13 protein-coding genes and 31 tRNA genes are annotated in these 21,063 nt (G+C 49.0%); 7 read left to right on the top strand and 37 right to left on the bottom strand.

Annotated features, from left to right (window positions below; genetic code table 11):
• Window position 1: 1 nt before the first annotated feature.
• Window positions 2-784, bottom strand: a complete 783-nt coding sequence (locus ACJ2PR_RS18530; protein ID WP_446878091.1) for a class I SAM-dependent methyltransferase — start codon at window positions 782-784, stop codon at window positions 2-4.
• A gap of 877 nt (window positions 785-1,661) precedes the next feature.
• On the opposite strand from ACJ2PR_RS18530, the gene ACJ2PR_RS18535 reads away from it, so the two are divergent.
• Window positions 1,662-7,145 (top strand): trifunctional serine/threonine-protein kinase/ATP-binding protein/sensor histidine kinase, encoded by a 5,484-nt coding sequence (locus ACJ2PR_RS18535; RefSeq protein ID WP_446878092.1) that lies wholly within the window; start codon window positions 1,662-1,664, stop codon window positions 7,143-7,145.
• A gap of 23 nt (window positions 7,146-7,168) precedes the next feature.
• Here the strand turns inward: ACJ2PR_RS18535 and ACJ2PR_RS18540 are convergent, their stop codons facing one another.
• Window positions 7,169-7,333: a hypothetical protein gene (locus tag ACJ2PR_RS18540; protein ID WP_446870331.1), complete on the bottom strand. Its 165-nt coding sequence runs from the start codon at window positions 7,331-7,333 to the stop codon at window positions 7,169-7,171.
• Here ACJ2PR_RS18540 and ACJ2PR_RS18545 point away from each other — a divergent pair.
• Complete coding sequence (locus ACJ2PR_RS18545; protein WP_446870330.1) at window positions 7,326-7,532, top strand: hypothetical protein; 207 nt, start codon at window positions 7,326-7,328, stop codon at window positions 7,530-7,532. The genes ACJ2PR_RS18540 and ACJ2PR_RS18545 overlap by 8 nt on opposite strands.
• 18 nt (window positions 7,533-7,550) lie before the next feature.
• On the top strand, window positions 7,551-7,724 hold the full coding sequence (locus ACJ2PR_RS18550; RefSeq protein ID WP_446862306.1) for a hypothetical protein: 174 nt from the start codon (window positions 7,551-7,553) through the stop codon (window positions 7,722-7,724).
• A gap of 179 nt (window positions 7,725-7,903) precedes the next feature.
• Here ACJ2PR_RS18550 and ACJ2PR_RS18555 read toward each other — a convergent pair.
• Window positions 7,904-7,975 (bottom strand) — tRNA-Thr (locus ACJ2PR_RS18555).
• Window positions 7,976-8,085: 110 nt separating this feature from the next.
• Here ACJ2PR_RS18555 and ACJ2PR_RS18560 point away from each other — a divergent pair.
• Window positions 8,086-8,358, top strand: a complete 273-nt coding sequence (locus ACJ2PR_RS18560; protein ID WP_446870329.1) for a DUF3493 domain-containing protein — start codon at window positions 8,086-8,088, stop codon at window positions 8,356-8,358.
• Between the two features lie 28 nt (window positions 8,359-8,386).
• On the opposite strand, the gene ACJ2PR_RS18565 is transcribed toward ACJ2PR_RS18560, so the two are convergent.
• Window positions 8,387-10,159 carry a DUF1565 domain-containing protein gene (locus tag ACJ2PR_RS18565; protein WP_446878093.1) on the bottom strand — a complete coding sequence of 591 codons (1,773 nt, stop codon included), beginning with the start codon at window positions 10,157-10,159 and terminating at the stop codon, window positions 8,387-8,389.
• 462 nt (window positions 10,160-10,621) lie between these two features.
• Between ACJ2PR_RS18565 and ACJ2PR_RS18570 the strand changes: the two genes are divergently transcribed.
• Window positions 10,622-10,948 (top strand): antibiotic biosynthesis monooxygenase family protein, encoded by a 327-nt coding sequence (locus ACJ2PR_RS18570; protein WP_446860978.1) that lies wholly within the window; start codon window positions 10,622-10,624, stop codon window positions 10,946-10,948.
• Between the two features lie 171 nt (window positions 10,949-11,119).
• On the opposite strand, the gene ACJ2PR_RS18575 is transcribed toward ACJ2PR_RS18570, so the two are convergent.
• Window positions 11,120-12,187, bottom strand: coding sequence for a hypothetical protein (locus tag ACJ2PR_RS18575; RefSeq protein ID WP_446878094.1), 1,068 nt, complete (start codon window positions 12,185-12,187; stop codon window positions 11,120-11,122).
• Window positions 12,188-12,351: 164 nt separating this feature from the next.
• A complete protein-coding gene (locus ACJ2PR_RS18580) occupies window positions 12,352-13,113 on the bottom strand; it encodes a histidine phosphatase family protein (protein WP_446878095.1) in 762 nt (253 codons plus the stop codon).
• A gap of 170 nt (window positions 13,114-13,283) precedes the next feature.
• Here ACJ2PR_RS18580 and ndhM point away from each other — a divergent pair, with 170 nt between their 5' ends.
• Together ndhM and ACJ2PR_RS18590 are read left to right on the top strand one after the other, a co-directional pair.
• Window positions 13,284-13,628, top strand: a complete 345-nt coding sequence (gene ndhM / locus ACJ2PR_RS18585) for an NAD(P)H-quinone oxidoreductase subunit M (RefSeq protein ID WP_446878096.1) — start codon at window positions 13,284-13,286, stop codon at window positions 13,626-13,628.
• Between the two features lie 837 nt (window positions 13,629-14,465).
• The gene (locus ACJ2PR_RS18590) at window positions 14,466-15,281 is read left to right on the top strand and encodes an acyl-CoA desaturase (protein WP_446878097.1); all 816 of its coding nucleotides are present in this window, start codon (window positions 14,466-14,468) and stop codon (window positions 15,279-15,281) included.
• 210 nt (window positions 15,282-15,491) lie between these two features.
• On the opposite strand, the gene ACJ2PR_RS18595 is transcribed toward ACJ2PR_RS18590, so the two are convergent.
• The 31 genes from ACJ2PR_RS18595 to ACJ2PR_RS18745 all read right to left on the bottom strand — a co-directional run bounded on the left by ACJ2PR_RS18595 (window position 15,492) and on the right by ACJ2PR_RS18745 (window position 21,003).
• Window positions 15,492-15,568, bottom strand: a tRNA-His gene (locus tag ACJ2PR_RS18595).
• A 2-nt stretch (window positions 15,569-15,570) separates the two neighbouring features.
• Window positions 15,571-15,644 (bottom strand) — tRNA-Ala (locus tag ACJ2PR_RS18600).
• Between the two features lie 26 nt (window positions 15,645-15,670).
• A tRNA-Arg gene (locus tag ACJ2PR_RS18605) sits at window positions 15,671-15,745 on the bottom strand.
• 99 nt (window positions 15,746-15,844) lie between these two features.
• Window positions 15,845-15,916, bottom strand: a tRNA-Gly gene (locus ACJ2PR_RS18610).
• Window positions 15,917-16,541: 625 nt separating this feature from the next.
• Window positions 16,542-16,617, bottom strand: a tRNA-Thr gene (locus tag ACJ2PR_RS18615).
• A 128-nt stretch (window positions 16,618-16,745) separates the two neighbouring features.
• Window positions 16,746-16,820, bottom strand: a tRNA-Thr gene (locus tag ACJ2PR_RS18620).
• A 3-nt stretch (window positions 16,821-16,823) separates the two neighbouring features.
• Window positions 16,824-16,900 (bottom strand) — tRNA-Met (locus ACJ2PR_RS18625).
• A 1-nt stretch (window position 16,901) separates the two neighbouring features.
• A tRNA-Leu gene (locus ACJ2PR_RS18630) sits at window positions 16,902-16,976 on the bottom strand.
• A 1-nt stretch (window position 16,977) separates the two neighbouring features.
• Window positions 16,978-17,052 (bottom strand) — tRNA-Lys (locus ACJ2PR_RS18635).
• A 209-nt stretch (window positions 17,053-17,261) separates the two neighbouring features.
• Window positions 17,262-17,336 (bottom strand) — tRNA-Lys (locus ACJ2PR_RS18640).
• Between the two features lie 101 nt (window positions 17,337-17,437).
• Window positions 17,438-17,515, bottom strand: a tRNA-Ile gene (locus ACJ2PR_RS18645).
• 1 nt (window position 17,516) lies between these two features.
• A tRNA-Leu gene (locus tag ACJ2PR_RS18650) sits at window positions 17,517-17,593 on the bottom strand.
• Between the two features lie 5 nt (window positions 17,594-17,598).
• Window positions 17,599-17,672 (bottom strand) — tRNA-Leu (locus tag ACJ2PR_RS18655).
• Between the two features lie 3 nt (window positions 17,673-17,675).
• Window positions 17,676-17,754: transfer RNA gene (locus tag ACJ2PR_RS18660), tRNA-Pro, on the bottom strand.
• Between the two features lie 82 nt (window positions 17,755-17,836).
• Window positions 17,837-17,913 (bottom strand) — tRNA-Leu (locus ACJ2PR_RS18665).
• 5 nt (window positions 17,914-17,918) lie between these two features.
• Window positions 17,919-17,996, bottom strand: a tRNA-Leu gene (locus tag ACJ2PR_RS18670).
• Between the two features lie 51 nt (window positions 17,997-18,047).
• A tRNA-Gln gene (locus ACJ2PR_RS18675) sits at window positions 18,048-18,121 on the bottom strand.
• A 5-nt stretch (window positions 18,122-18,126) separates the two neighbouring features.
• Window positions 18,127-18,203, bottom strand: a tRNA-Gln gene (locus ACJ2PR_RS18680).
• 5 nt (window positions 18,204-18,208) lie between these two features.
• Window positions 18,209-18,283: transfer RNA gene (locus tag ACJ2PR_RS18685), tRNA-Asn, on the bottom strand.
• Window positions 18,284-18,303: 20 nt separating this feature from the next.
• Window positions 18,304-18,376: transfer RNA gene (locus ACJ2PR_RS18690), tRNA-Phe, on the bottom strand.
• Between the two features lie 4 nt (window positions 18,377-18,380).
• Window positions 18,381-18,458 (bottom strand) — tRNA-Arg (locus ACJ2PR_RS18695).
• Between the two features lie 6 nt (window positions 18,459-18,464).
• A tRNA-Ser gene (locus ACJ2PR_RS18700) sits at window positions 18,465-18,547 on the bottom strand.
• 63 nt (window positions 18,548-18,610) lie between these two features.
• Window positions 18,611-18,693: transfer RNA gene (locus ACJ2PR_RS18705), tRNA-Tyr, on the bottom strand.
• Window positions 18,694-18,696: 3 nt separating this feature from the next.
• Window positions 18,697-18,770 (bottom strand) — tRNA-Glu (locus tag ACJ2PR_RS18710).
• Window positions 18,771-18,954: 184 nt separating this feature from the next.
• A tRNA-Trp gene (locus ACJ2PR_RS18715) sits at window positions 18,955-19,025 on the bottom strand.
• Between the two features lie 3 nt (window positions 19,026-19,028).
• Window positions 19,029-19,104 (bottom strand) — tRNA-Ile (locus ACJ2PR_RS18720).
• A gap of 5 nt (window positions 19,105-19,109) precedes the next feature.
• Window positions 19,110-19,185 (bottom strand) — tRNA-Cys (locus ACJ2PR_RS18725).
• Window positions 19,186-19,199: 14 nt separating this feature from the next.
• A tRNA-OTHER gene (locus tag ACJ2PR_RS18730) sits at window positions 19,200-19,283 on the bottom strand.
• A gap of 5 nt (window positions 19,284-19,288) precedes the next feature.
• Window positions 19,289-19,362 (bottom strand) — tRNA-Arg (locus tag ACJ2PR_RS18735).
• An 83-nt stretch (window positions 19,363-19,445) separates the two neighbouring features.
• Window positions 19,446-19,521, bottom strand: a tRNA-Asp gene (locus tag ACJ2PR_RS18740).
• 417 nt (window positions 19,522-19,938) lie between these two features.
• Window positions 19,939-21,003 (bottom strand): IS4 family transposase, encoded by a 1,065-nt coding sequence (locus tag ACJ2PR_RS18745; protein WP_446878098.1) that lies wholly within the window; start codon window positions 21,001-21,003, stop codon window positions 19,939-19,941.
• Window positions 21,004-21,063: the final 60 nt, after the last annotated feature.

The following is a 21,063-nucleotide window of genomic DNA, read 5'->3' on the forward strand; positions in this document are numbered from 1 at the left end:
ATTAGAACTTAGCGCGCGGCACTTCGCAGACAAACAAGACATCATTCGTCCACTTGCGGAAAAAGGGTACACCACCGAGCAACCGACTCAGATGCCAGTCTAACTTGCGTAGAAATGGCTTTTCCAGAGTTTTCTCGCGCAGTTGCTTGAATAGACGCATCAGGAAAGGAGTCTTTTCATAGCGGGGGTGAAACATGACTAAGTAGGGAAGAACCGAAATAAAGCCAACCCCCTGACTGTTGCAAACCTTAAGTTCATGGCTGAGGAGGTTATACCATTCGTCTTGACGGAGCCGAATCTTATGTTCTTTGTAGTGGAGATGCTTGAACTTGAAGCGATCGAGCCGATACATCTGTGGAATCGTCACAACCACCAAACCCCCAGGCGGCAAAATCGAGCAACAAGCTTGCAGCACTTGCAAAATGTCTACTTCGAGTCCCTCCAGATGCTCCAACACATCTAGTAAAAAGATGACATTTGGTTGCCACGGAAGCTTTGAGATGATTTGATTGGAGTCTCGAATATCCGACAAAATATCAGGTGAAAAAGGGGATTCATAATCCACACCACAATAGTCAAAATCAACGCCCAAATTAGAGAGATAGCGGAATGCAACCTTATCCGCACAGCCGAGATCAAGAATGCGAAGTTGTTTGAGATTAGACTTTCTCAATGCTTGAGCAATCAACCGAAACTTGACCGAGTTGAACAGATTTTCATCCTTTCCTGACAAGAGACGATCGACAAGGTAGGAAGAATGAACGGTTTTGTTAGACAGTACCATATGCATTGTTACCTGTTAAGTGCAATCTGAGGCACCTCAGCAACTGATTCGCGAATTCTAAATACAACACTGTCACGCGCCTTGTTAGATGCGTTGAAATGTTTTGATTCTGCAAAAACCAGTTCTAAAGTGCAGTTCTGGAAATCGACCTGAGCAAGGATGCTATGCAGGTTGTTTGCAGATAGTTGATGAAATTTGAGTAAGGTCAGCGTGAAAACACTGAGTTGTTCGATAAGATAGCCTGCCCTCTGCGTTAGCCGATAGCGAGATTTCCCGTAGAGCGAAATTCAAGTGAATTTACGGAGAACTCAAGAAAAATCAAATTGACTTTTGAGCAGAAAATAGAAGTATTTGGATCAGTTACGGATATTTTCAAAACGTTTCTAAGTATTGATTAACACGATAAATCTTAAAAGAAACCTCGTCTCAGTACGGTTGGCAGGCGCGAAATTTTTTCTAGATCAGCCAAAAATCAGACCGAAGATTGATGTATTGAATGAGAGGTAATTTACGCCCTGTAATATAAAATACTTAGAGCGTTATTCGATCGCCACCCAAGACCTAACTTCATTGTTCGGAAATATCTAAATGTTCATTGCTTCAGTGTAGCTACTGAAAAATTGTAATTCATAAGTTTATTTCTTTAATCTACCTCAGTATATTTGCGGCTTGAGTCAAAGAGGAACTGTAAAGTTAACGCTTGTTTCTCAATATTTTTTTAGAAAAAGCAATTCTTCTCAATCCAGTTTCTGATGGATGAGCGATCGAAACTCTCAACTAGCCACCAGAAAACAACTAAACCTCGGTGAAAAGCGCGCCTCAGTGGGGAATAACTAGCACAGATGACTCGGTATAACTCATCAACGGTTAGGAGACGATGGCAAAACAAATTCAGTTAGCGGGATATCAAGTTCAACATCTCATTTACGAAGGGTCTAGAACGCTAGTTTATCGGGGTCGCCAAGAATTGACTCAACAGCCCGTTGTCCTCAAACTCCTCAAAAACCCCTATCCCAGCTTTGTCGAACTCGTGCAGTTCAAAAATCAGTACAGCCTGATGCGACAGCTTAATCTGCCGGGAGTCATTCGACCCTATAGCCTGGAGCCTTACCAGAATGGGTTTGTGCTCGTCATGGAAGACTTTGGCGGCATTTCGCTCAAAGAGTATGGTGCAATGAGAAATTGGGACGGTCGTGAACTAGAAACCTCAGAGTTTTTGGTAGAGTTTCTACACATTGCGATCGCGCTCTCCCAGATTCTCGATGGTCTGTCCTGTGATCGCATCATTCACAAAGACATCAAGCCTGCCAATATTCTGATCAATCCGCTCACCAGACAAGTTAAGCTAATTGACTTTAGCATTGCCTCCCAGTTGCCCCGCGAAACGCCAACCCTGACTAACCCCAACGTTTTAGAAGGCACCCTCGCCTATCTCTCCCCCGAACAAACCGGACGCATGAATCGCGGCATTGACTACCGCACAGATTTCTACTCACTAGGCATTACGCTATTTGAACTGCTCACAGGACAGCTACCGTTTAGTACAGACGACCTGATCGAGCTAGTCTACTGCCACATCGCCAAACAGCCGCCCGCCGTTCATCACCTCAATTCCACTGTTCCATTCATGGTTTCAGCCATTGTGAGCAAGCTGATGGCCAAAAATGCAGAAGATCGCTATCAAAGTGCTTTGGGGCTAAAGCATGATTTAGAGGTCTGCTTACACGACTGGAAACAGCGCGGCAACATTGCTACGTTTGAACTAGGACAACAAGACTACTCCCATCACTTCATCATTCCTGAAAAGCTGTATGGTCGATCTCAAGAAGTCGCCCAGCTATTATCCGCATTTGAACGAGTCGCCCAGCGTCAACCATTAGAACCGTCTTCTACACGCCTGACCGCCTCAAAAAGCGAACTCATCCTGGTAACAGGGGCTTCTGGAATTGGCAAAACGGCTGTGATCAACGAAATTCACAAACCAATTCTGCGGCAGCGAGGATATTTTATCAGAGGCAAGTTTGATCAATTTCAGCGCAACATTCCCCTTTCTGCCTTTGTGCAAGCCTTTCGCGACTTGACCGGGCAGTGTCTCACCGAAAGCGACACTCAGATAGAACGCTGGAAACTCAAAATTTTGCGAGCACTGGGCGAAAATGCTCAAGTGATGATTGAGGTCATTCCCGAACTAGCCTACATTACAGGTGAGCAACTTGCTGCACCAGAACTAACAGGAAGTGCTGTACAAAACCGCTTCAATCTTCTATTTAAGAACTTTATTCAGATTTTTACAAAGCCAGAACATCCCTTAGTAATCTTTTTGGATGACTTGCAGTGGGCAGATAGCGCCTCGTTAAAGCTAATGCAGCGATTGATGAGCGACCCAGATAGTCACGATTTGTTAGTGATTGGCGCTTATCGAGATAGCGAAGTTTCTCCTAGTCATCCGCTTACTGTGACGATCGAGGAGATTCAAACGGCGGGGGCAACTGTCCAGACGATCGAGCTATTCCCCCTCAGCCCGATCGACCTCAATCACCTTGTTGCAGACACCCTCAATGACTCACTACCAGAAGCCCAGCCTTTAAGCGACTTGATCTATCGCCGCACAAATGGCAATCCTTTCTTTAGCACTCAGTTTTTCAAGTCTTTGCAGGAGGATGGATGGCTCACATTTGACCCTCAGCTTGGCAGGTGGCAGTCCGATCTGGGGCAAATCCAAATCCTGTCCTTAGACAAAGATGTCATTGAGTTTATGCGGCTCCAGCTACAAAAGCTACCTGAGTCCACTCAAGCCGTTCTCAAGCTCGCGGCCTGTATTGGCAACCAGTTTGATCTAGCGACGTTAGCTGTCGTGTATGAGCGATCGCTCAATGAAACAACAACTGATCTCTGGGCTGCCCTACAAGAAGGATTGCTCGTACCCACTGGAGAGGAGTATAAGCTATTTCAAGCGGGCGATGATGCCTTGTGGCAGTTGAGTGATCAGGCACCCTGTCCGTCACCGAGCTACAAATTCTTCCACGATCGCGTTCAACAGGCCGCCTACTTACTGATTCCTGACGATCAAAAACAAGCTACTCACCTGCGGATTGGTCAACGGTTGCTTACCGAAGGAAACCGCGACGAAAAACTGTTTGAGATTGTCAATCAGCTTAACTTAGGAGCTACTTTGCTGGGTGACGCGATCGAGCGCAAAAACTTAGCACAACTCAACCTACAAGCAGGGCGAAAAGCAGTTGCCTCCGCAGCGTACAGTGCTGCCTTTAGCTACTTTGAGGCTGGAAGAGCCTTATTGTCGATCGACACCTGGGAGCAAGACTACGATCTCACCTTAATGCTGTACTCACAAGCAGTCGAGTCTGCCTATCTCAATGGTGATCTCAAACAAATGGACTACCTCACAGAACAGGTACTACAGCACGCTAAAACCCTGTGCGATCGCATTCAAGTCTATGAAGTCAAGATTCAAGCAAACATTGCTCAAAACCGATTGTCAGAAGCACTAAAACTCGCTTTATCAGTTCTGAGCCTGCTAGACATTGATCTTCCTAAAACTCCAACCTCATCGGATATTGACTTCGCCCTGCAACAGATTCAAACTCGCCTTGTCGATCGAGCCGTTGATGACCTGATTCATCTCCCATTGGTGCAACTACCCGAAAAATTGGCAGCAATGCGAATTCTGTCTACCCTGATTTCTATTACGTTTGTCTGTGCTCCAATGCTGCTGCCTTTGGTGATCTGTGAGCAAGTCAATCTCTCTTTGAAGTACGGAAATTCATCCTGGTCTGCGTTTGCTTACGCCAACTATGGGCTTCTACTATCCACCACTGGCAATCCTAAAACAGGCTACCACTTTGGACAGTTAGCGATTCGTCTACTAGAGCAGCTTGACGCTAAAAGCCTGAAGGCAAAAATCTTTACGATCGTCTACAGCATGACGACCCACTGGCAACAGCCCTTAACTGCATCACTACAACCGCTTAAAGAAGGCTATCACAGTGGCTTAGAGACAGGAGATTTGGAATATGCCTCCTACTGCATTCTACACCGCAATGAGTACGCCTACTTTAGCGGATGGGAGCTAAACCAACTCGCAGAACAGTTTACTATCTATCAGGATGCCCTGACTCAAATCAATCAGATTAACTCACTGACCTATCACCAGATTTATCAGCAAACCGTCTTAAATCTATTAGGGTCTACTGAGAACCCGATCGTGCTGTCTGGTGCGGCGTATGACGAAGAGAGACTACTACCACTGCATCGACAAGCAGACGATCGATATGCGCTCTATCAGGTCTATCTTAACAAACTAATTCTCAGCTATCTATTTGGCGACCTACAGCAAGCCGTTGACTCCGCAAACCTGGCAGAGCATTACATTGATGGAGTTTCAGGCTTATATTTTATTCCAGTATTTTACTTCTATGATTCACTAGCAAGATTGGCACTGTATGCGATCGCTTCAGAAGCAGAACAAACGACAATCCTGGAGAAAGTACAGCACAATCAAAAGAGAATGCAGCAATGGGCAGACACGCCTACCAATTTTCTACACAAGTTTCATCTAGTCGCCGCAGAACACTGTCGTGTTTTGGGACAATCTGCCAGCGCCATCGAGCATTACGATCACGCGATCGCAGGAGCCATCACCCACCAATATCAGCAAGAAGAAGCTCTGGCTTGTGAACTCGCGGGCAAGTTTTATCTAGGTTGGGGCAAACCTAAAATCGCTCAAGTTTACCTGACGGATGCTTACTATGCCTATATTCGTTGGGGCGCAAAAGCAAAAGTAACCCGCCTAGAGCAAGACTATCCAACCTTACTCACGCTGCAATCCGAAGAGATATCGCTGTCTCAAAGAGTGACTTCCTCTACTTCCGCTAGTTCTAGCTTAAACAGTAGCCTGGAGGGTTCCAAAGTTCTAGACTTGACTGCGGTGATCAAAGCGTCTCAAGCCCTGTCTAGCGAAATTCAACTCGACCAAATGCTCGATCGCTTAATGCAGGTCGTTATTGAGAATGCGGGTGCCCAAAGGAGTGTATTGCTGTTACGGCAGGATCAGCGATGGGTGGTTGCGGCTCAGTCTAGCGATGCGGTTAAACCAACGGTGCAATCAGTCCCACTTGACTCTAGCCAGGTCATGCCGCAGTCTATCTTGAACTATGTGGCTCGTACTTCCGAAACGATCGTGATCGATGATGCCCGCACCGAGCTGCCCTTCTCAAGCGATCCTTATATTCTAGGACGGCAGCCCAAAAGTGTATTGTGTACGCCTGTTCACAGTCGAGGGGAGGTGATCGGACTGGTGTATCTAGAGAATTATTTAACTTCCGGGGTATTTACTCGCGATCGCCTCAAGGTACTACAGCTTTTGATAGCTCAGGGTGCGATCTCGTTGCAAAATTCAATGCTCTACAACACCCTGGAGCAGAAAGTAGAACAGCGCACTCAAGAGCTACATGAAAAAAATCAACATCTCTCAGAAGCGCTGGCACAACTACAACAGACTCAGGCTCAACTGATTCAAACTGAGAAAATGTCGTCACTGGGGCAGATGGTTGCGGGGGTTGCTCACGAAATCAATAACCCAGTTAGCTTTATCCACGGCAACATCATCTATGCTGAGACCTACTTCCAGGAGTTGTTTGACCTGATTGCGCTCTACCAAACCTACTATCCTCAAGCGGTTCCTCAGATTCAAAACAAACTTGAAGAGACAAACCTGCATTTTCTACAAAAGGACGTTCACAAGCTGGTTAGCTCGATTAGATTAGGATCTGACCGGATTCGTCAGATTGTCCTTTCTCTACGAAACTTCTCCCGCCTGGACGAAGCCGAGATGAAACCCGTCAATCTTCATGAGGGAATTGATAGTACGCTTTTGATGTTGCAGCATCGATTGCAGGTGAGGGCAAGTCGTTTGGAAATCATCGTGACCAAGGACTATGGGCAATTGCCAGAAGTGACTTGCTATGCCAGCCAAGTTAATCAGGTGTTCATGAACATTCTCAGCAATGCGATCGACGCACTAGAAGACAAGCGGCAATGCGATAGTGCTCAGTCGGCAATCAAGTCTCAATCACCTCCCACGATTCGCATTCGCACAGCAGCAGAGCACTCTACCGTGACGATTTGGATTGCGGACAACGGAAGCGGTATGTCAGAAAAAGTGCAACAGCGTGTGTTTGATCCCTTTTTCACAACTAAGCCTGTCGGTAAAGGCACCGGACTGGGGCTATCCGTTTGCTATGCGATCGTTGAGAAACACAATGGCTGCTTAAAGGTTAAATCTGAGGTGGGTCAAGGCACAGAGGTTATCATCTCGATTCCGGTTAGCTATGGCGATCGTTAAACAGGGAACCTCAAGCATTACCGCTAGGAATCTTCAATTGCGTCGCCGCTGCCGAGAACAATATTCCAGCCTATCCGCAGGCGACCACAGAGAGCCGTCAACCCTTCAGGCGCGATCGTACGATAAACTAGATCACATGCACTACAAGGCTTTCCAAAACTGCGGACTGCTCCAGATGTGATGGTCATTTTTGACGTAGAACCTGGCGGACGCGACAACCAAGATGAAGGCTTTAAGAAGACACTGTACGAGCAGTTAGGGGTTCAAGAATATTGGCAGTTTGACCCTAGAGGAGAATGGATTCCCGAAAAGCTGCGCGGCTATCGACTACGGAGAGAGACTTACGAACTCATTACTGACGGCCAGAGTCAGCCTTTACAGCTTTGATTTACCCTAGAAGGCAGCTTGATCGGCTTTTACCGCTTAGACAAGGGCGAAAAACTGCTGATTCCCGATGAGTTAGCCGCTGCTCTCGAAGCCGCAAAAACCCAAGCCACTCAAGAACGCCAGCGCGCCGAAGATCTTGCCGCCGAACTTGCTCGCTATCGCGATCGCTTTGGTGAACTGCCCGAATCTTAACTAACGCCATACGCGACTTTTTGAAGTTCCCCTTTTTAAGACGGGTTGAGAGAATCACCGCGCAAACAGTCTGACGTGAGATCCTCCTATCTCCCTCAAAAAGACGTGGATTCGCATGAATTTTAAGTTGCACATCGCGCAGTGTGCGAATGTACAGCAAACGTACAGTTTTGTTAGAAAGCCGATGGCGAGATTTGAACTCGCGACCTATCGATTACGAATCGATTGCTCTACCACTGAGCCACATCGGCAATACGATTAGCCAGTATAGCAGTCTCTGGGTACGTGTGCCATCCAAATTTTGAAGTGTGACAAATTATCCCAACTCATGTCACGATCGAATCACCCTTTTTGCAGACCCATGCCAGACCCAAAGCCCAAACGTCCCACCCTCAAACAAACCGACCCCGAAAAGTACGCTTTTCTCATGGCAGAGTCCAGAGCGCCTTATCGAGGGCTGAGAAAGTTTATCTATGGCACTTTTGGCGCATCGGGAGCGATCGGAGCCTTTGTGTTTTTGGCACAGCTTTTGGCGGGTCGAGACATAGAAGCTGCCCTTCCTAACCTGGCCCTACAAATCGGCGTGGTCGCTCTGATGGTGTGGCTGTTTCGCTTAGAGAGCCGCAAATCCTAGTCAGGAAGATTGGCTCTCAGTTCTCTGTTTAAGGACTCAGCACAATGTACGGCGACGGAATCGCCTGCGCCTTACCTGCATTCACCAACGCCTGATAGACAAATGCGGCCACCTCGGCCCTGGTTGCCTCACGATTGGGACTCAACTGGCCCACCGTCGGGTAGTTGACAACCACTTGACGAGACAGCGCCGCCGCTACAGCCGTACTTGCGTAAGAAGGAATCGCCGTCGCATCTGCAAACTTAGACAAAACCGAAACATCCCCTGCCCCAAACTCTAAGCCATTGGCGATCGCCACCAACACCTGCACCCGTGGAATCTTCTGCTCTGGGCTAAAAGTACCACCGGGATAGCCCGCCATAAATCCACTCTGAGAAGCCGTCTGGATTGCACCAAATCCCCAAAAGCTTTTGGCAACGTCTGAAAAATTAGTTGCCGCCCGACGAGGAGCCGGGGTAAAGGCTTTAGCAATAATGGTGGCAAACTGAGCGCGAGTCACCGGATCGCTCGGTTTGAAGGTGCCATCTGGGAAGCCCGTGATCACATTTCTCGCTGCGAGAGCCTGAATGTAAGCTTGCGCCCAATGACCTTGAATGTCCTGAAAAGCAACGTTTCCGGTACTGGCGACGAAGGTAACTTTGCCAGAGATGCGCTTGGGGTCGATGTTGTTGCCGATCGCTACCAAAACGTTACTTCCGGTTGAGTTGTTGAGATCAAAGCCTTTGTTGTTGCGGATGGTGTTGTTTCCGGCGGTTTCTTCGCTGCCGAGATCGGGCTGTGCGCGGATCGTGGCTACGATGCCATCGCCCAAGTTGTCTGTGATGACGTTGTTTCGCAGCACGGGACGGGCATTGTCGTTAATATAAACGCCGGCCTGGTTTTGACTGATTTGATTGTTTTCGACAATGGGGGTAGATGTGCCGCCGATCGCCAGTCCAAATCCGGTATTCAAGAAGGTGTTGCCCTTGATTTCGCCTCGTGCCGATCGGGCGACTGAGATGCCGTTGCCGCCATTTTTGGTAAACAGGTTGTCGGTAATACTGGGCGCACTGCTGCCTGTGACAAACACGCCTTCTCGTCCGCTGTTGGTAAAGGTGCTGTTGGCGATGATCGGATTCACATCCTCGACCCAAACTCCGGAGCCGCGGGAAGCCGGATTGGTCACCGTCACGCCCCGAATTTCGCTACCCGATGCGGCCAAAACGGTCACAAGCTGCGATGCAAAGGTTTTGCTAGTGTAGGAGCCGCTTCCGGTGATTTGGATGCTCTGCCCTTTGCCTGCTTCGTCGCCTCGCAAGATGACTCCTGGCTTCATCCGCACCGGAAAGGCTTCGCCTGTTTCTGCACTATAAGTACCGGGAGCCAGTTGAATCGTCGTGCCAGAAACCGCCTGCTGAAGGGCATAAGCGATCGTTCGATAAGGCGTGGTGGCGACTTTACCTGCGTCAGCACTATCGCTCCCCGAAGCGGGATTGACAAAAAGGGTTAGCGAAGAGACTCCCGGTTGAGTTGTGCCAGGTGTGGTCGAAGGAAGCGTTTGCACCGGGGCAGGGTCGATCGAGGGCGGAGTTTCGATCGGGGTGGGGGTTGTAGAAGGTGGAGTTTCGATCGGAACGGGGGGTTGTGTCGGGATGGGGGCGGGCGCTTCGGTGGGGACGACGACACTGGGAGCAGAAGGAGTCTGAGACAAGACCGCCAAGCTGCCACTCACCCAGAGCAGGGCGGCCAATCCGAGTCGCGCCGAGGTGATAAGCCTAAAGAAAGAAAGAAACGATCGAGTTTGAGTGCCCTGACGTGCCATAACTTTGTGTGAGGAGTTGTGTGAGTAGAAGTGAACAGGTTTGTATTTTAGCGAGATGGTTGCGAACCGATTGCAATATCAGCAATAGACGATAGCACTGAAACCCTGATCTGTAGCTAATGGCAAATGACAATTGGTGTTTCTTGGGAGTTCCCGATCGCCCGGTTCAACATCAGTTAGACAGGTTAGTTAGAGAGGCTGTCGGCAGTTCCATCGGGTTGCTTCCTAGATCCTCCACCCGTGGAAGACTTTGCACCGGAACTTTTGTCTTAACGCCCTTCAGAAGTTGAGGGGAGATGCCAGACAATGAAGCGCCAAAACGTTTATCGAACTGACGCTAGTTTAAGCATTGGTTTAAGAAATATGTCTATTTGCGGTGGGGTCAAGTCTCAGCGTTCCATCAAGAGCGTTTAATAGAAGCAACCCCCCGCGATCGACTCGGCTTAGAGACAGGAAGATTTTATGTCAGATTTTCAGGATTTTTTGATTCATAAGTGTGCCCAGGTTGCCATTGGTGAGTTTAAGCTCGGCAAGTTTGAGGAGGCGCAACAGCTTTATCAGGAGGCAGTTTCCACTTACGCGCAAGGGTTTGAGGGCGCTTATCTGCTTCGTGAAAAAGGCACCGATCGCGGCATTTCGATCATTCTTTGGGAGACTGAAGAGATGATGCAAGCCAACGACAACGACGCTCAAAAAGCAATTCTCAAGAAGATGGCTCCATTGTTTTCGGGTGCGCCGATCGTCAACGACTACGAAATCGTCAGCGAAATCTTACCCAAACCGCTGTGAAGTCAACGTGAACTCGGTGGAGTTTCTTCACTTCGTTATTGAGGGATTCGCCCCCTAAATCCCCCATTCTGGGGGACTTTGAACTTTGGGGTTCCCGCCGCTTTGGGGCAGTTCATCCCCTGATTCAGCAACGCCAGAAAAGCCAGGTTGATTCGATCCCCGACCCGATCGCTATCTGGTTCTCTGCAAAGCCGACTCCTGGTATCTGCGGTAGAGCATTCTGCGGTCTTGAGCGATCACATATCGTTTGTCGCTAGTCGGGACGGCACTCATCAGGTCAGAGGCTTTGCCCCAGGTGTTGGAGAGTTCTAACCACTGAGCAGGCGTTTGGGCGGTCTGTCCCGTTTGGGCGGCTTTTTCTGCGAGGCGGACGGCAGCAGCAAAGGGATCTTGAGCAGGTGTTGGGGTAGTTGGGGCAGTCTTTGCAGGGACGGGGGCGACGTTCTTGGTCACAGGCGCTACTGAGTTGGATGTGACAGTCGGTTGATCGACTTTTGGGACGGGCGCTACCGGGCTGGGTGAAGCAATGGGTTGAGATTCGGCATTTGGGACGGGCGCGATGGGATTAGCTGGGGCAGCGGGTTGAGATTCGGCGACCGATCGACCATTTTGCCACGCATAGACTCCCCACCCGATTCCCAGCAGCCCCAGACTCAGCGCCAATCCTCCCACGATGCCCCTAGTGAACTGTCTCTGTTCGCGGACGACTTGAGGAGAGATCGATTTAGGCAGATTAGAGAGGTCGTAACTGTTGGCTGACCGTTCTTTCAGGTCTTCTCGAAACCGTTTGAAAAGACTTTGACGCGCCAGAGAAATTTCTTTTGACCAGAGAAGCTGCCCATCGGGATCGCGATTGATTTCTTCGAGCCAGAGAAGCTGCTGTTCTCGAACGATGCGACTATTAATATTGACCCGACGAATATTGCGCGGCGAGATCGATTCCAAAATTTTGCGGACGCGATCGGTGAGCATGGTTTGCTCTAGCTGCTCCTCGGTGGGGGCTTCACACAGCAGTTGTAAAACGCCGTTGGCAAAAATCGCACGAGTTCTCACCCCAGAGTCAGACAACTTATCGTTGAGAACCTGGATAATCGCCGCAACGCTGCCTTGATGTGCCTGCTTGTAGATATCGTTAAGCGGATTCACCGTCATGCTCATAATTTGGTAGAGAATGAACCCTGTAGCCTTGTTCAGTTGCCATGATATCAGGTGATGGGAAATGGAGCGCGATCGAGCCATTAAACGACCAAAGACTTGACCAACAAAACTTTTTGCCTAGCCGTTCAAACCACCATTACGAGCAAAAAATATCCCGTCGCGAATTAAAAAACTCCAGATTCGCATCTTTTGGGCACGAATTCTATGCCCCAATCTCCTCTCTCCTCCCTCCTCCCTCCTCCCTCCTACTCTCCACCCCCTGCCCAGTTGAGATGGCGACAGTCGTTAAAGCGGCGAATTTGCCAGAGGTCAGTATTTAAGCGGTTTTGGTTAGTCTGGTGCCAGCGCGATCGGTCGATCCAAAATTCAAACACGGCAGTATTTCTCGCCCTCAGTCGCCAGGAACGATCGCAGCCCATCAACTCGGCAATCAAATGCTGCAAAATCCAACTGTGGCTGACGACCCAGACCTGATCTCCGTCAACGTGGCGATCGAGCAGGCGGGTAATAAAGGCGTGAGAACGAGTCCGGGCATCTTGAAGCGATTCGGCTTTGGGAATTTGAATCCAGTCGGGCGAAGCCTCAAGCGTGCGGCAGAGGTCGGGATATTGGTGGCGGGCTTCTGACCAGGTGAGACCTTTAAAGATGCCGTTTTGAAATTCTTTGAGTTCTTCGGCGTATTCGAGGGCGATCGCTTTTCCTCCGCTTTCTGGCTCATCCGAAGGAGAATCGACCCCCGAATCGATCATGTCGCTGACGGTCGCGGGCAAGGGAGCCGTTTGAAAATAGGACAACAAAATTTCAGTCGTCTGGGCCGCGCGTTTGAGCGGACTACTATAAACGTGAGACGGTCGCCACGACTCAGCCAGCAGATATTGGGCAAGCTTCTCAGATTGGGTGCGACCAATGTTGGACAACTCAAAATCTCCGTGTCCCTGCATTCGTTTTTGCTGATTACCGACAGATTGGGCGTGGCGGACAAAGAGGATTTTCAGGACTTTTGACATGGGGAGTGGGGGCTGAAATTGAAAAGATATTCAACATTAGACGCTAATCTTCTCAATTTGTAGCATTCAGAACTTCAATGCTTTGTGATCAAAGTGTCTAGAATCTTTGGCTTAAACTCCATTTACAATAACAGTGGTGTTTGTTTATCGCGTTCAGCCGGATTTACCTTATGACACTTCTAAAGTCCACAACCCGCCACATTCATATTTTTACTGCCGAAATCCAGAATAATGAGTTGGTGCCCAGTGAAAAGGTTTTGACGCTGGATGTTGACCCCGATAATGAGTTGGCCTGGAATGATGATGCGCTGCAAAAGGTTTACCGCAAGTTTGACGAACTGGTCGAAGCCTGCGGCAGCACGCCTCTGTCAGAGTATAATCTGCGACGCATCGGGTCAGATCTAGAGCATTTTGTACGATCGCTGCTCAACAAGGGCGAGGTTGCCTACAATCTCAACAGCCGCGTGTTGAACTACAGCATGGGTCTGCCTCAAGTCAATCCAGAGAATGAGTAAGCAATCTGTCTGAACTGATCGTTTGACAGGCGCGATCGCTTTTTAACGAGTTGGGATTTCAATCAAAAATTCAGGGGGTCGATCGACGGTTAGAGTTGCAGGACAAGACTCTATCCTACTTTTTTGTGATCACCTGACCGATTGAAAGTCCCACCCCTGTCCCTGGGTCGATCAAGTGACGGAAAGGCTTAAAGAGTCGCTGCACAACACACGCTAGAACTTTAAAGCCATCCTCAAGGATCTGAATCAAACGGGTTGGCTCTCCAGTTGTCATTTTCTTAACTGATGATATACTGAGGGCGTTTTGTCGGCTCTACTGGAGAATAGCCCCTAGAAGATAACGGGATCAGGTGCAACTCCGGTGTCCCATAACGGTAATGAAGCCAACGATCGCTTCTGAGTGGGGATGTTTGCCGATCGTTAACCTAAAATCTGCGAGGTATAGAGGACTTGTTTTTGAGTATTTTGAGGGGTCAATCTGGGGAGCGATCGAGGGAGTCAAGCGCTTAATCCAAGGTTGCCAGCATTTCTGAGAAGGGATTCGCTATCACGACAGAGCGATCGCAATTACATCATTCACAAAGTTATTCATCATCGGTACTCGCTTGCATTACTGCAAAGTTTTAGTGCTGCGTGCTTGCCTGAATACGATGCCAAAGATTGTGTTCCCAATCGTGATTTTCGACTGTTCTAGAAAGCTTATTTAACTCAATCATTTTTGCACATTCACAACCGCTATTTCTCTCATAGTCCTGCTGCAAACGCTCGCGATGACACCGAGAATGCTACAAGCAGATTTTTCACCCTGTCCAGAATTTACGATTACCAAGGTTTCTCATGACCATTTCCGTTTTTAGTTTGCCCCGTCCCCGGTTAGAAGTGATTTTACCCACGATCGCATTACACCTGCTAACCCTACTCGTATTCGTCCCTGGCACCTTTAGCTGGAATGCGGTTGGAGTTGCGCTATTGTTGCACACGATTACGATCGGGCTGGGCATTTCGATGGGCTTTCATCGCCTGGCAACTCACCGCAGTTTTCAAGTTCCTAAATGGTTAGAATATTCCCTGATTGTCTGTGGCACATTGGCAGGTCAGGGCGCAGTGTTGGGATGGGTTGGCTACCATCGCGCTCATCATTTGTATGTTGATCAGCCCCTTGATCCACACGATTCTACAAAAGGACTGTGGTGGAGCCATGTGAGTTGGCTAATGCACACCGTTCCCCTACAACCCGAACTACCTCGATTAACTCAAGATATCGCCCACGACCGGGTTTATCGGTTTTGCCATCAGCACTACATTACGCTGCAACTCGCATTAGGTGTCTTGCTCTATCTACTAGGCGGGCTGCCCTTTGTCGTCTGGGGGATTTTCGTACGATTGTTTATCGGATTTCATAGTACTTGTTTTGTGAATAGTGTCTGTCACAAGTTTGGCTATCGGAGTCACAACACCCGCGATCGCTCAACAAACTGCTGGTGGGTTGCTCTACTCACTTTTGGCGAAGGCTGGCACAACAATCACCATGCCTGTCAATCTTCGGCCCGCTATGGCTATCAATGGTGGGAACTTGATCTTGTGTGGTTAACCATCCGAGGGCTACAGCGTTTGGGGCTTGTCACTAAAGTTAAGGGAAGCGATCGACTGTAAGTTAGTCAAGGATATTAGACACTAGCCCTTGAACGCTGGACATTAAACCGAATATCTAACGTCTAACATTCAACGTACTAATATCCAACGCCTACTGTCCAATGTCTAAGAGGAAGGTGGAGGAATCGAACCCCTAAGTGCAACCTTACCCTGGTTTTCAAGACCAGTTGCCGTCCATTCAGCGGCACCTTCCAGATTCCCAAAACTAATTGGGGTGACTGACGAGAGTCGAACTCGCTAACACTGATTTCACAGATCAGCCCCTCCACCACTTCGGGTTCAGTCACAGTGGATTCTGGTCGGATTTGAACCGACATCTTCCTGCTTGCAAGGCAGACGCTTTCCCAGTTAAGCTACAGACCCAAGTTTGGTGATTGGTTATTCAGGGTTGGCAGGAGTGGTAGGAGTCGAACCTACACAGATCGATTTAGAAGATCGATGCCCTTCCATTAGGCGACACTCCCACAGTTTGGTGGTCCTGGCAGGATTTGAACCCGCAACCCTCTGTTTGTAAGATCTGTTTGTAAGACAGACGCTCCACCATTGAGCTACAGGACTCCAAAAGCGAATGGCGAGACTCGAACTCGCGTCTAGAGATTGGCATACTCTGATGCTGCCGCTTGCACCACATTCGCACATTGGTTTTATACATTGGTTTTGTATTGGTATGGACAGCCCTCATCCCCAGCCCTTCTCCCCTACCGTGTATACATAAGTCGATTGATCTGTACTTGCCGTAATCCTTCGCCCCCTAAATCCCCCAAATTTGGGGGACTTTGAACACTGATCAGGGTTCTAAACTCTGGAAGTTTTTTTTGCTTAAAGTCCCCCAGAATGGGGGATTTATGGGGCTGAAGCCGACTAGAACGAAGTGAGTATAGACTTGTGTATACACCGTAGGCTCTTCTCCCCAGGGAGAAGCTATCGTGTACACACAAGTTGATTGATCCGTCATTGCCGAGACCTTCGCCCCCTAAATCCCCCAAATTTGGGGGACTTTGAGCTGTCGTCATGGCTTTGAACTTTGGAAATCTTTCCTTTGTCAAAGTCCCCCAGAATGGGGGATTTAGGGGGCTGAAGCCGATTGAAACGAAGCGACTCCGGACTTGTGTGTACACGGTAGCTGGCGAGAAGGGAGCCAGATTTCTTATTTCCTCTCCTGGGGGAAAGGTGAGGGTGAGGGCAGAAAGACTGTGCTACACAATTGGGATGCTCCCGATTGGAAGCCTCTCATGCTGCCACTACACTATGTCCACATTTTGGAGCTGATGATAGGATTTGAACCTACAACCCCCTGATTACAAGTCAGGCGCTCTACCCATTGAGCCACATCAGCATTCTTTGGATCAGACGACGGGAATCGAACCCACATCGGGAGCGTACCAAGCCCCTGTGTTGCCAGTTACACCACGTCTGCATTGTTTGATGTTTGATGTTTGATATTTGATGTTGAAAGTAGAAATCTGGAGCAGGTGACAGGACTTGAACCTGCAAAAAGGCTGTACGAAAGCCTCATGTTGCCCATTACATCACACCTGCATTTGGACGCGGAGGTGAGAATTGCACTCACTGATTTGCAGCTTATGAGACTGCCGAGCCACTGTTGCTCCATCCCCGCAGTGCCCCTGGCGAGAGTCGAACTCGCAAAGATTCCAGGTTTAAGCCGGACACGTCTACCGATTGCGTCACAGGGGCTTGGTGGGCTATGTAGGACTCGAACCTACACACTTCCGCTTAAGAGGCGGCTGCTCTACCACTGAGCTAATAGCCCATTTGCGATCGCTCAACTATCGCTGTCTTATTTGAGTTGTGAGAAGTTGGTAGTTAGTCGTTAGTGGTCAGTCGTTAGCGGATGGCTAAGAACTCATCGCTAAGAACTCGTTATTTCAAGAGTCTCACAACTGATTTAGAACTGCTATGGAGGTAGAATGCAGCGATCGACTAACCAATCAAATCGATCGCTCAACCAGACGCTAAAGTTGGTGGGTCGCCCAGGGGTTGAACCTGGATCTTTCCGCTTAAAAGGCGGCCGCATATCCGCTCTGCCAACGACCCAAACAAAAGAATGAGTGACCAACTAAAACTTAATCCGAAGCTTTCATCCCTCATCCCTCATCCCTCATCCCTCATCCCTCATCCCTCATCCCTTTTTTAATTGGTACACCGAGCAGGACTCGAACCTGCTAATAACACGCTTATCGGGCGTGCGCGTAGACCACTTCCGCCTTCGGTGCTTGGTACTCCTGGTGGGAATCGAACCCACAAAAAACTAGATCCTCGGTCTAGTGCGTCTTCCCTTTCGCCACAGGAGCATCAGTGCCCTCGGTGAGATTTGAACTCACAAAAACCGCGTTCTGACCACGGCATGTCTTCCAATTGCATCACAAGGGCAAATGGTCGGGATGGTAGGATTTGAACCCACGACCTTCCGCTTCCAAAGCGGCAACTCTAAACCAAACTGAGCTACATCCCGATATCTCATCACTCGTGATTGCTGATTTACCGTTCGGGGTTGTTTTGAACCTCAAATTAAAAATCACAATCACGAACTAACTTGGTACTGCTGATGGGACTTGAACCCACAACCCCTGATTTCTAAAACCAGTGCCTCTTCCAATTGGGCTACAGCAGCATGATTGGTACTTCTGGCGGGAGTCGAACCCGCACACAGACTGTTTTTGAGACAGCCGCCTCTACCAGTTGGGCTACAGAAGCATGAAACAGGAGGATAGAGATTGTGACCCAGTTACATCTCACGCCCCCTGACTGGGAAGGAAGGAATCGAACCTTCAAACACTTGATTCAAAGTCAAGTCGCTTTGCCTATTTGCGTACTTCCCAATGTTTGGCTGCCGAGGTAGGATTTGAACCTACAAACCTCCGTTTCAGAGACGGATGACTCTACCAATTCGTCTACTCGGCAATGAATGGCTGCCCCAGTAGGAGTCGAACCTACAACCGTGCGGTTAACAGCCGCCAGCTCCGCCATTGAGCTATGGGGCAATACAATTTCCCAGATGGGATGGGAACGGCAGGACTCGAACCCGCGTCTCCAGGGCTTCAACCTGGTGCTAAAACCAACTCAGCTACATTCCCAAATTGGCGAGAACGGAAGGACTTGAACCTTCAATCTTCGGTTTCGTAGACCGAGATGTTTATCCAGTTACACTACGTTCTCATCAGGCGGAGAGCAGTGGACTCGAACCACAAGTAGTAAACTCCATCTGTTTAGCAAACAGCGCCTATTGCCTAATAGGGTTACTCTCCATAATTGATGTGTCAAGGAAGGGATGAGGGATTCTCACTTTGTTCTTGATGGAACTTGTCAGGTGGGTAGGGAGGGACTCGAACCCCCAACGGTCATAGACGATCGATTTACAGTCGGTCTGCTTCAGCCATTTGCATACCTACCCAGGCAGTGCCGACGGGAGTCGAACCCGCAAACGCAGAATTGAAAGTTCTGTGGCTTTACCAATTTGCCTACGGCACCAGGATTTGAGTTTTCTACTTCAAGATTTCTACTTCGAGATTTCTACTTCGAGATTTCTACGATGTGTAAGTTTCAGAAGTCGTCTTAACCTGCAAGCAGACTGTAAGACACAAACCAATCAGACTAATAGGCAAATCAGTTTTTACCAGTTTGTAAGCTTCTTAGACTAAGGCACACCGTAGAACGCAGAGACCAGGATTTGAACCCGGACAAAAGGCTTTGGAGACCCTTGTGCTGCCGTTACACTATCTCTGCATTTGGTCGCAGCGGTGGGAGTCGAACCCACAATCACCAAGATATGAACTTGGGGCTTTACCAATTAAGCAACACTGCGATCGTTGGACTCCAGGGTGAGAATCGAACTCACGAATAATTGGTTTTGCAGACCAACGCCTTCCCATTTGGCAACCTGGAGATGCAAACCTGGATTGGTGGAGACGTGGGGAATCGAACCCCAATTCTGCAACCGTCCGTTTGTTGGTTTCGGAGCAGTCGAATACCATTCACGTCCCCATCAGCGAGGATGACAGGAGTCGAACCTGTGGCAACTTGTCTCGGAAACAAGTACTCTGTCCATCTGAGCTACATCCTCATTTGGGAGCCTCGACGGGAGTTGCACCCGCTTCTCTGTACTTGAGCGGCACAGCGACTTTTCTAGTCGTCCACAAGGCTACACGGGAATGATGGGATTTGAACCCACGATCTTCGGTTCGACAAACCGCTGCTTTGAGCCAGACTAAGCTACATTCCCAAGGTGGTCTCTATTTAGTTTTCATGGTTCAGGTTTGCTGGTGTCAGCCGGAATTAGAGAAAGTCGTGTTCGATCGCTATTAGCTGGCGTACTTCAGGCTGTTGGATAGCGTAAGAAGAATTGCTTCCCTGATTGAGTGGTGTCTCTCAAAGCGTTGCAGGGAATGTGTTTGCAGTAGTTCCCAGGGCTTTGAGAAGTTGCTAGTTAGTAGAAGGGAGCGAGTGGTCATCGGATTAGCTCCTTTGTGTTGTGTTTTGGTGTTGTGTTCTGGTGTTTCGCTTTCATACTACAAACATAATACAACGTACTACATACTGTCAAGGGCATACGACAACTTTTTTTTGGAGGGCGAGAGGACAAGGGTGAAGAAATCCCTGTATTGCCCTCTCTATGACGGATTCGCTGACTACGCTACTCCTAAGTACAGGACAAAAAACTTAGAACCTGCAAGAAATCATTCATTTTCTGCTCCAAGTTGAACACAATAGTGCGGAGATGATCCAAACCATAGCGAAAAATACTCTTGGCTCTACGTCCATGTTTTTTAACTTTGAGCGGTTTGAGTTGCTGTAACCACTCTCCGGTGAGGATGACCCAACACAAGGCTAACGAGAGCAACGCCAGCAGTTTGCTCAACCGCTTTGAATCGGTGAGGTGGGTTGACTCTAAACAAAACCCACGAGTTTTGAAGATGCCGAACAGCGTTTCAATGCCCCAGCGTTTGGCGTAATCCGAGATCGCTGAGTGGGGAGCGCTTTGAGTGGCAACGACCAGAAGGGAGCCGTCCGCTAATCGCAAAGCCGCAATGTAGAGCCAATGTCCCCAGAGGCGACGTTTGTGGCGCAGAACTTTAGTTTGTCCAATTTGTAAATCTGCAAACACAATCCCGACTTTGAGACTTTTGCGCCCTTGATGGAGGATGTGATTCTCTCGAAGGCGAATCCGAAAGGGGGTGAGCGGGTCACGTAGCAGGTAGCCAAACCAGTCTTTGCCCACAAACTCTCGGTCTGCCGTCAGGCAGGCAACTTTTCGGTCGCCAAACCGCTCTAAAAACTGGTTGAACAACGTCATGCGTTCATCGCTGTTGGAGTTGCCTCGCTTGTCGAGCATTGTCCACACTAGGGGAAAGGCGACTCCCTCATGGACGACTCCCAGCATTAAGATGTTGAAGACACAATCGCCAAACTGCCACTCGGTACGGTCGATTGAGAGTACCCACGGCTCAGGAATGCCCATCAGCGCCACGACTGCTTGAGCGATCTCGGCATAATCGAGTTCGTAGTGACGGAAAAACCGCTGAAGTCGTTTGTCGTGGGAATCCGTTTGAGCTTTGCCGCTGAAGGCAGTTGCCAGTTCACTCAAGTTGATTGTTTTGACCCGCAGCAGAGCCATTAAGAAGGCGGCGACAAAGCTCAGTCTGGCTCCGTGCCAAGAAGTAAGATGGGGCCGCAAGGCATCTCGAAGTAGAGTAACCTGATTCATAAGGGTTTCGTGGTTAAAGAATGTGGTAATTCTCATGAAACCCTTTCCTGCTTGGTTTTT

The sequence above is a fragment of the Phormidesmis sp. 146-33 genome, assembly GCF_052939515.1.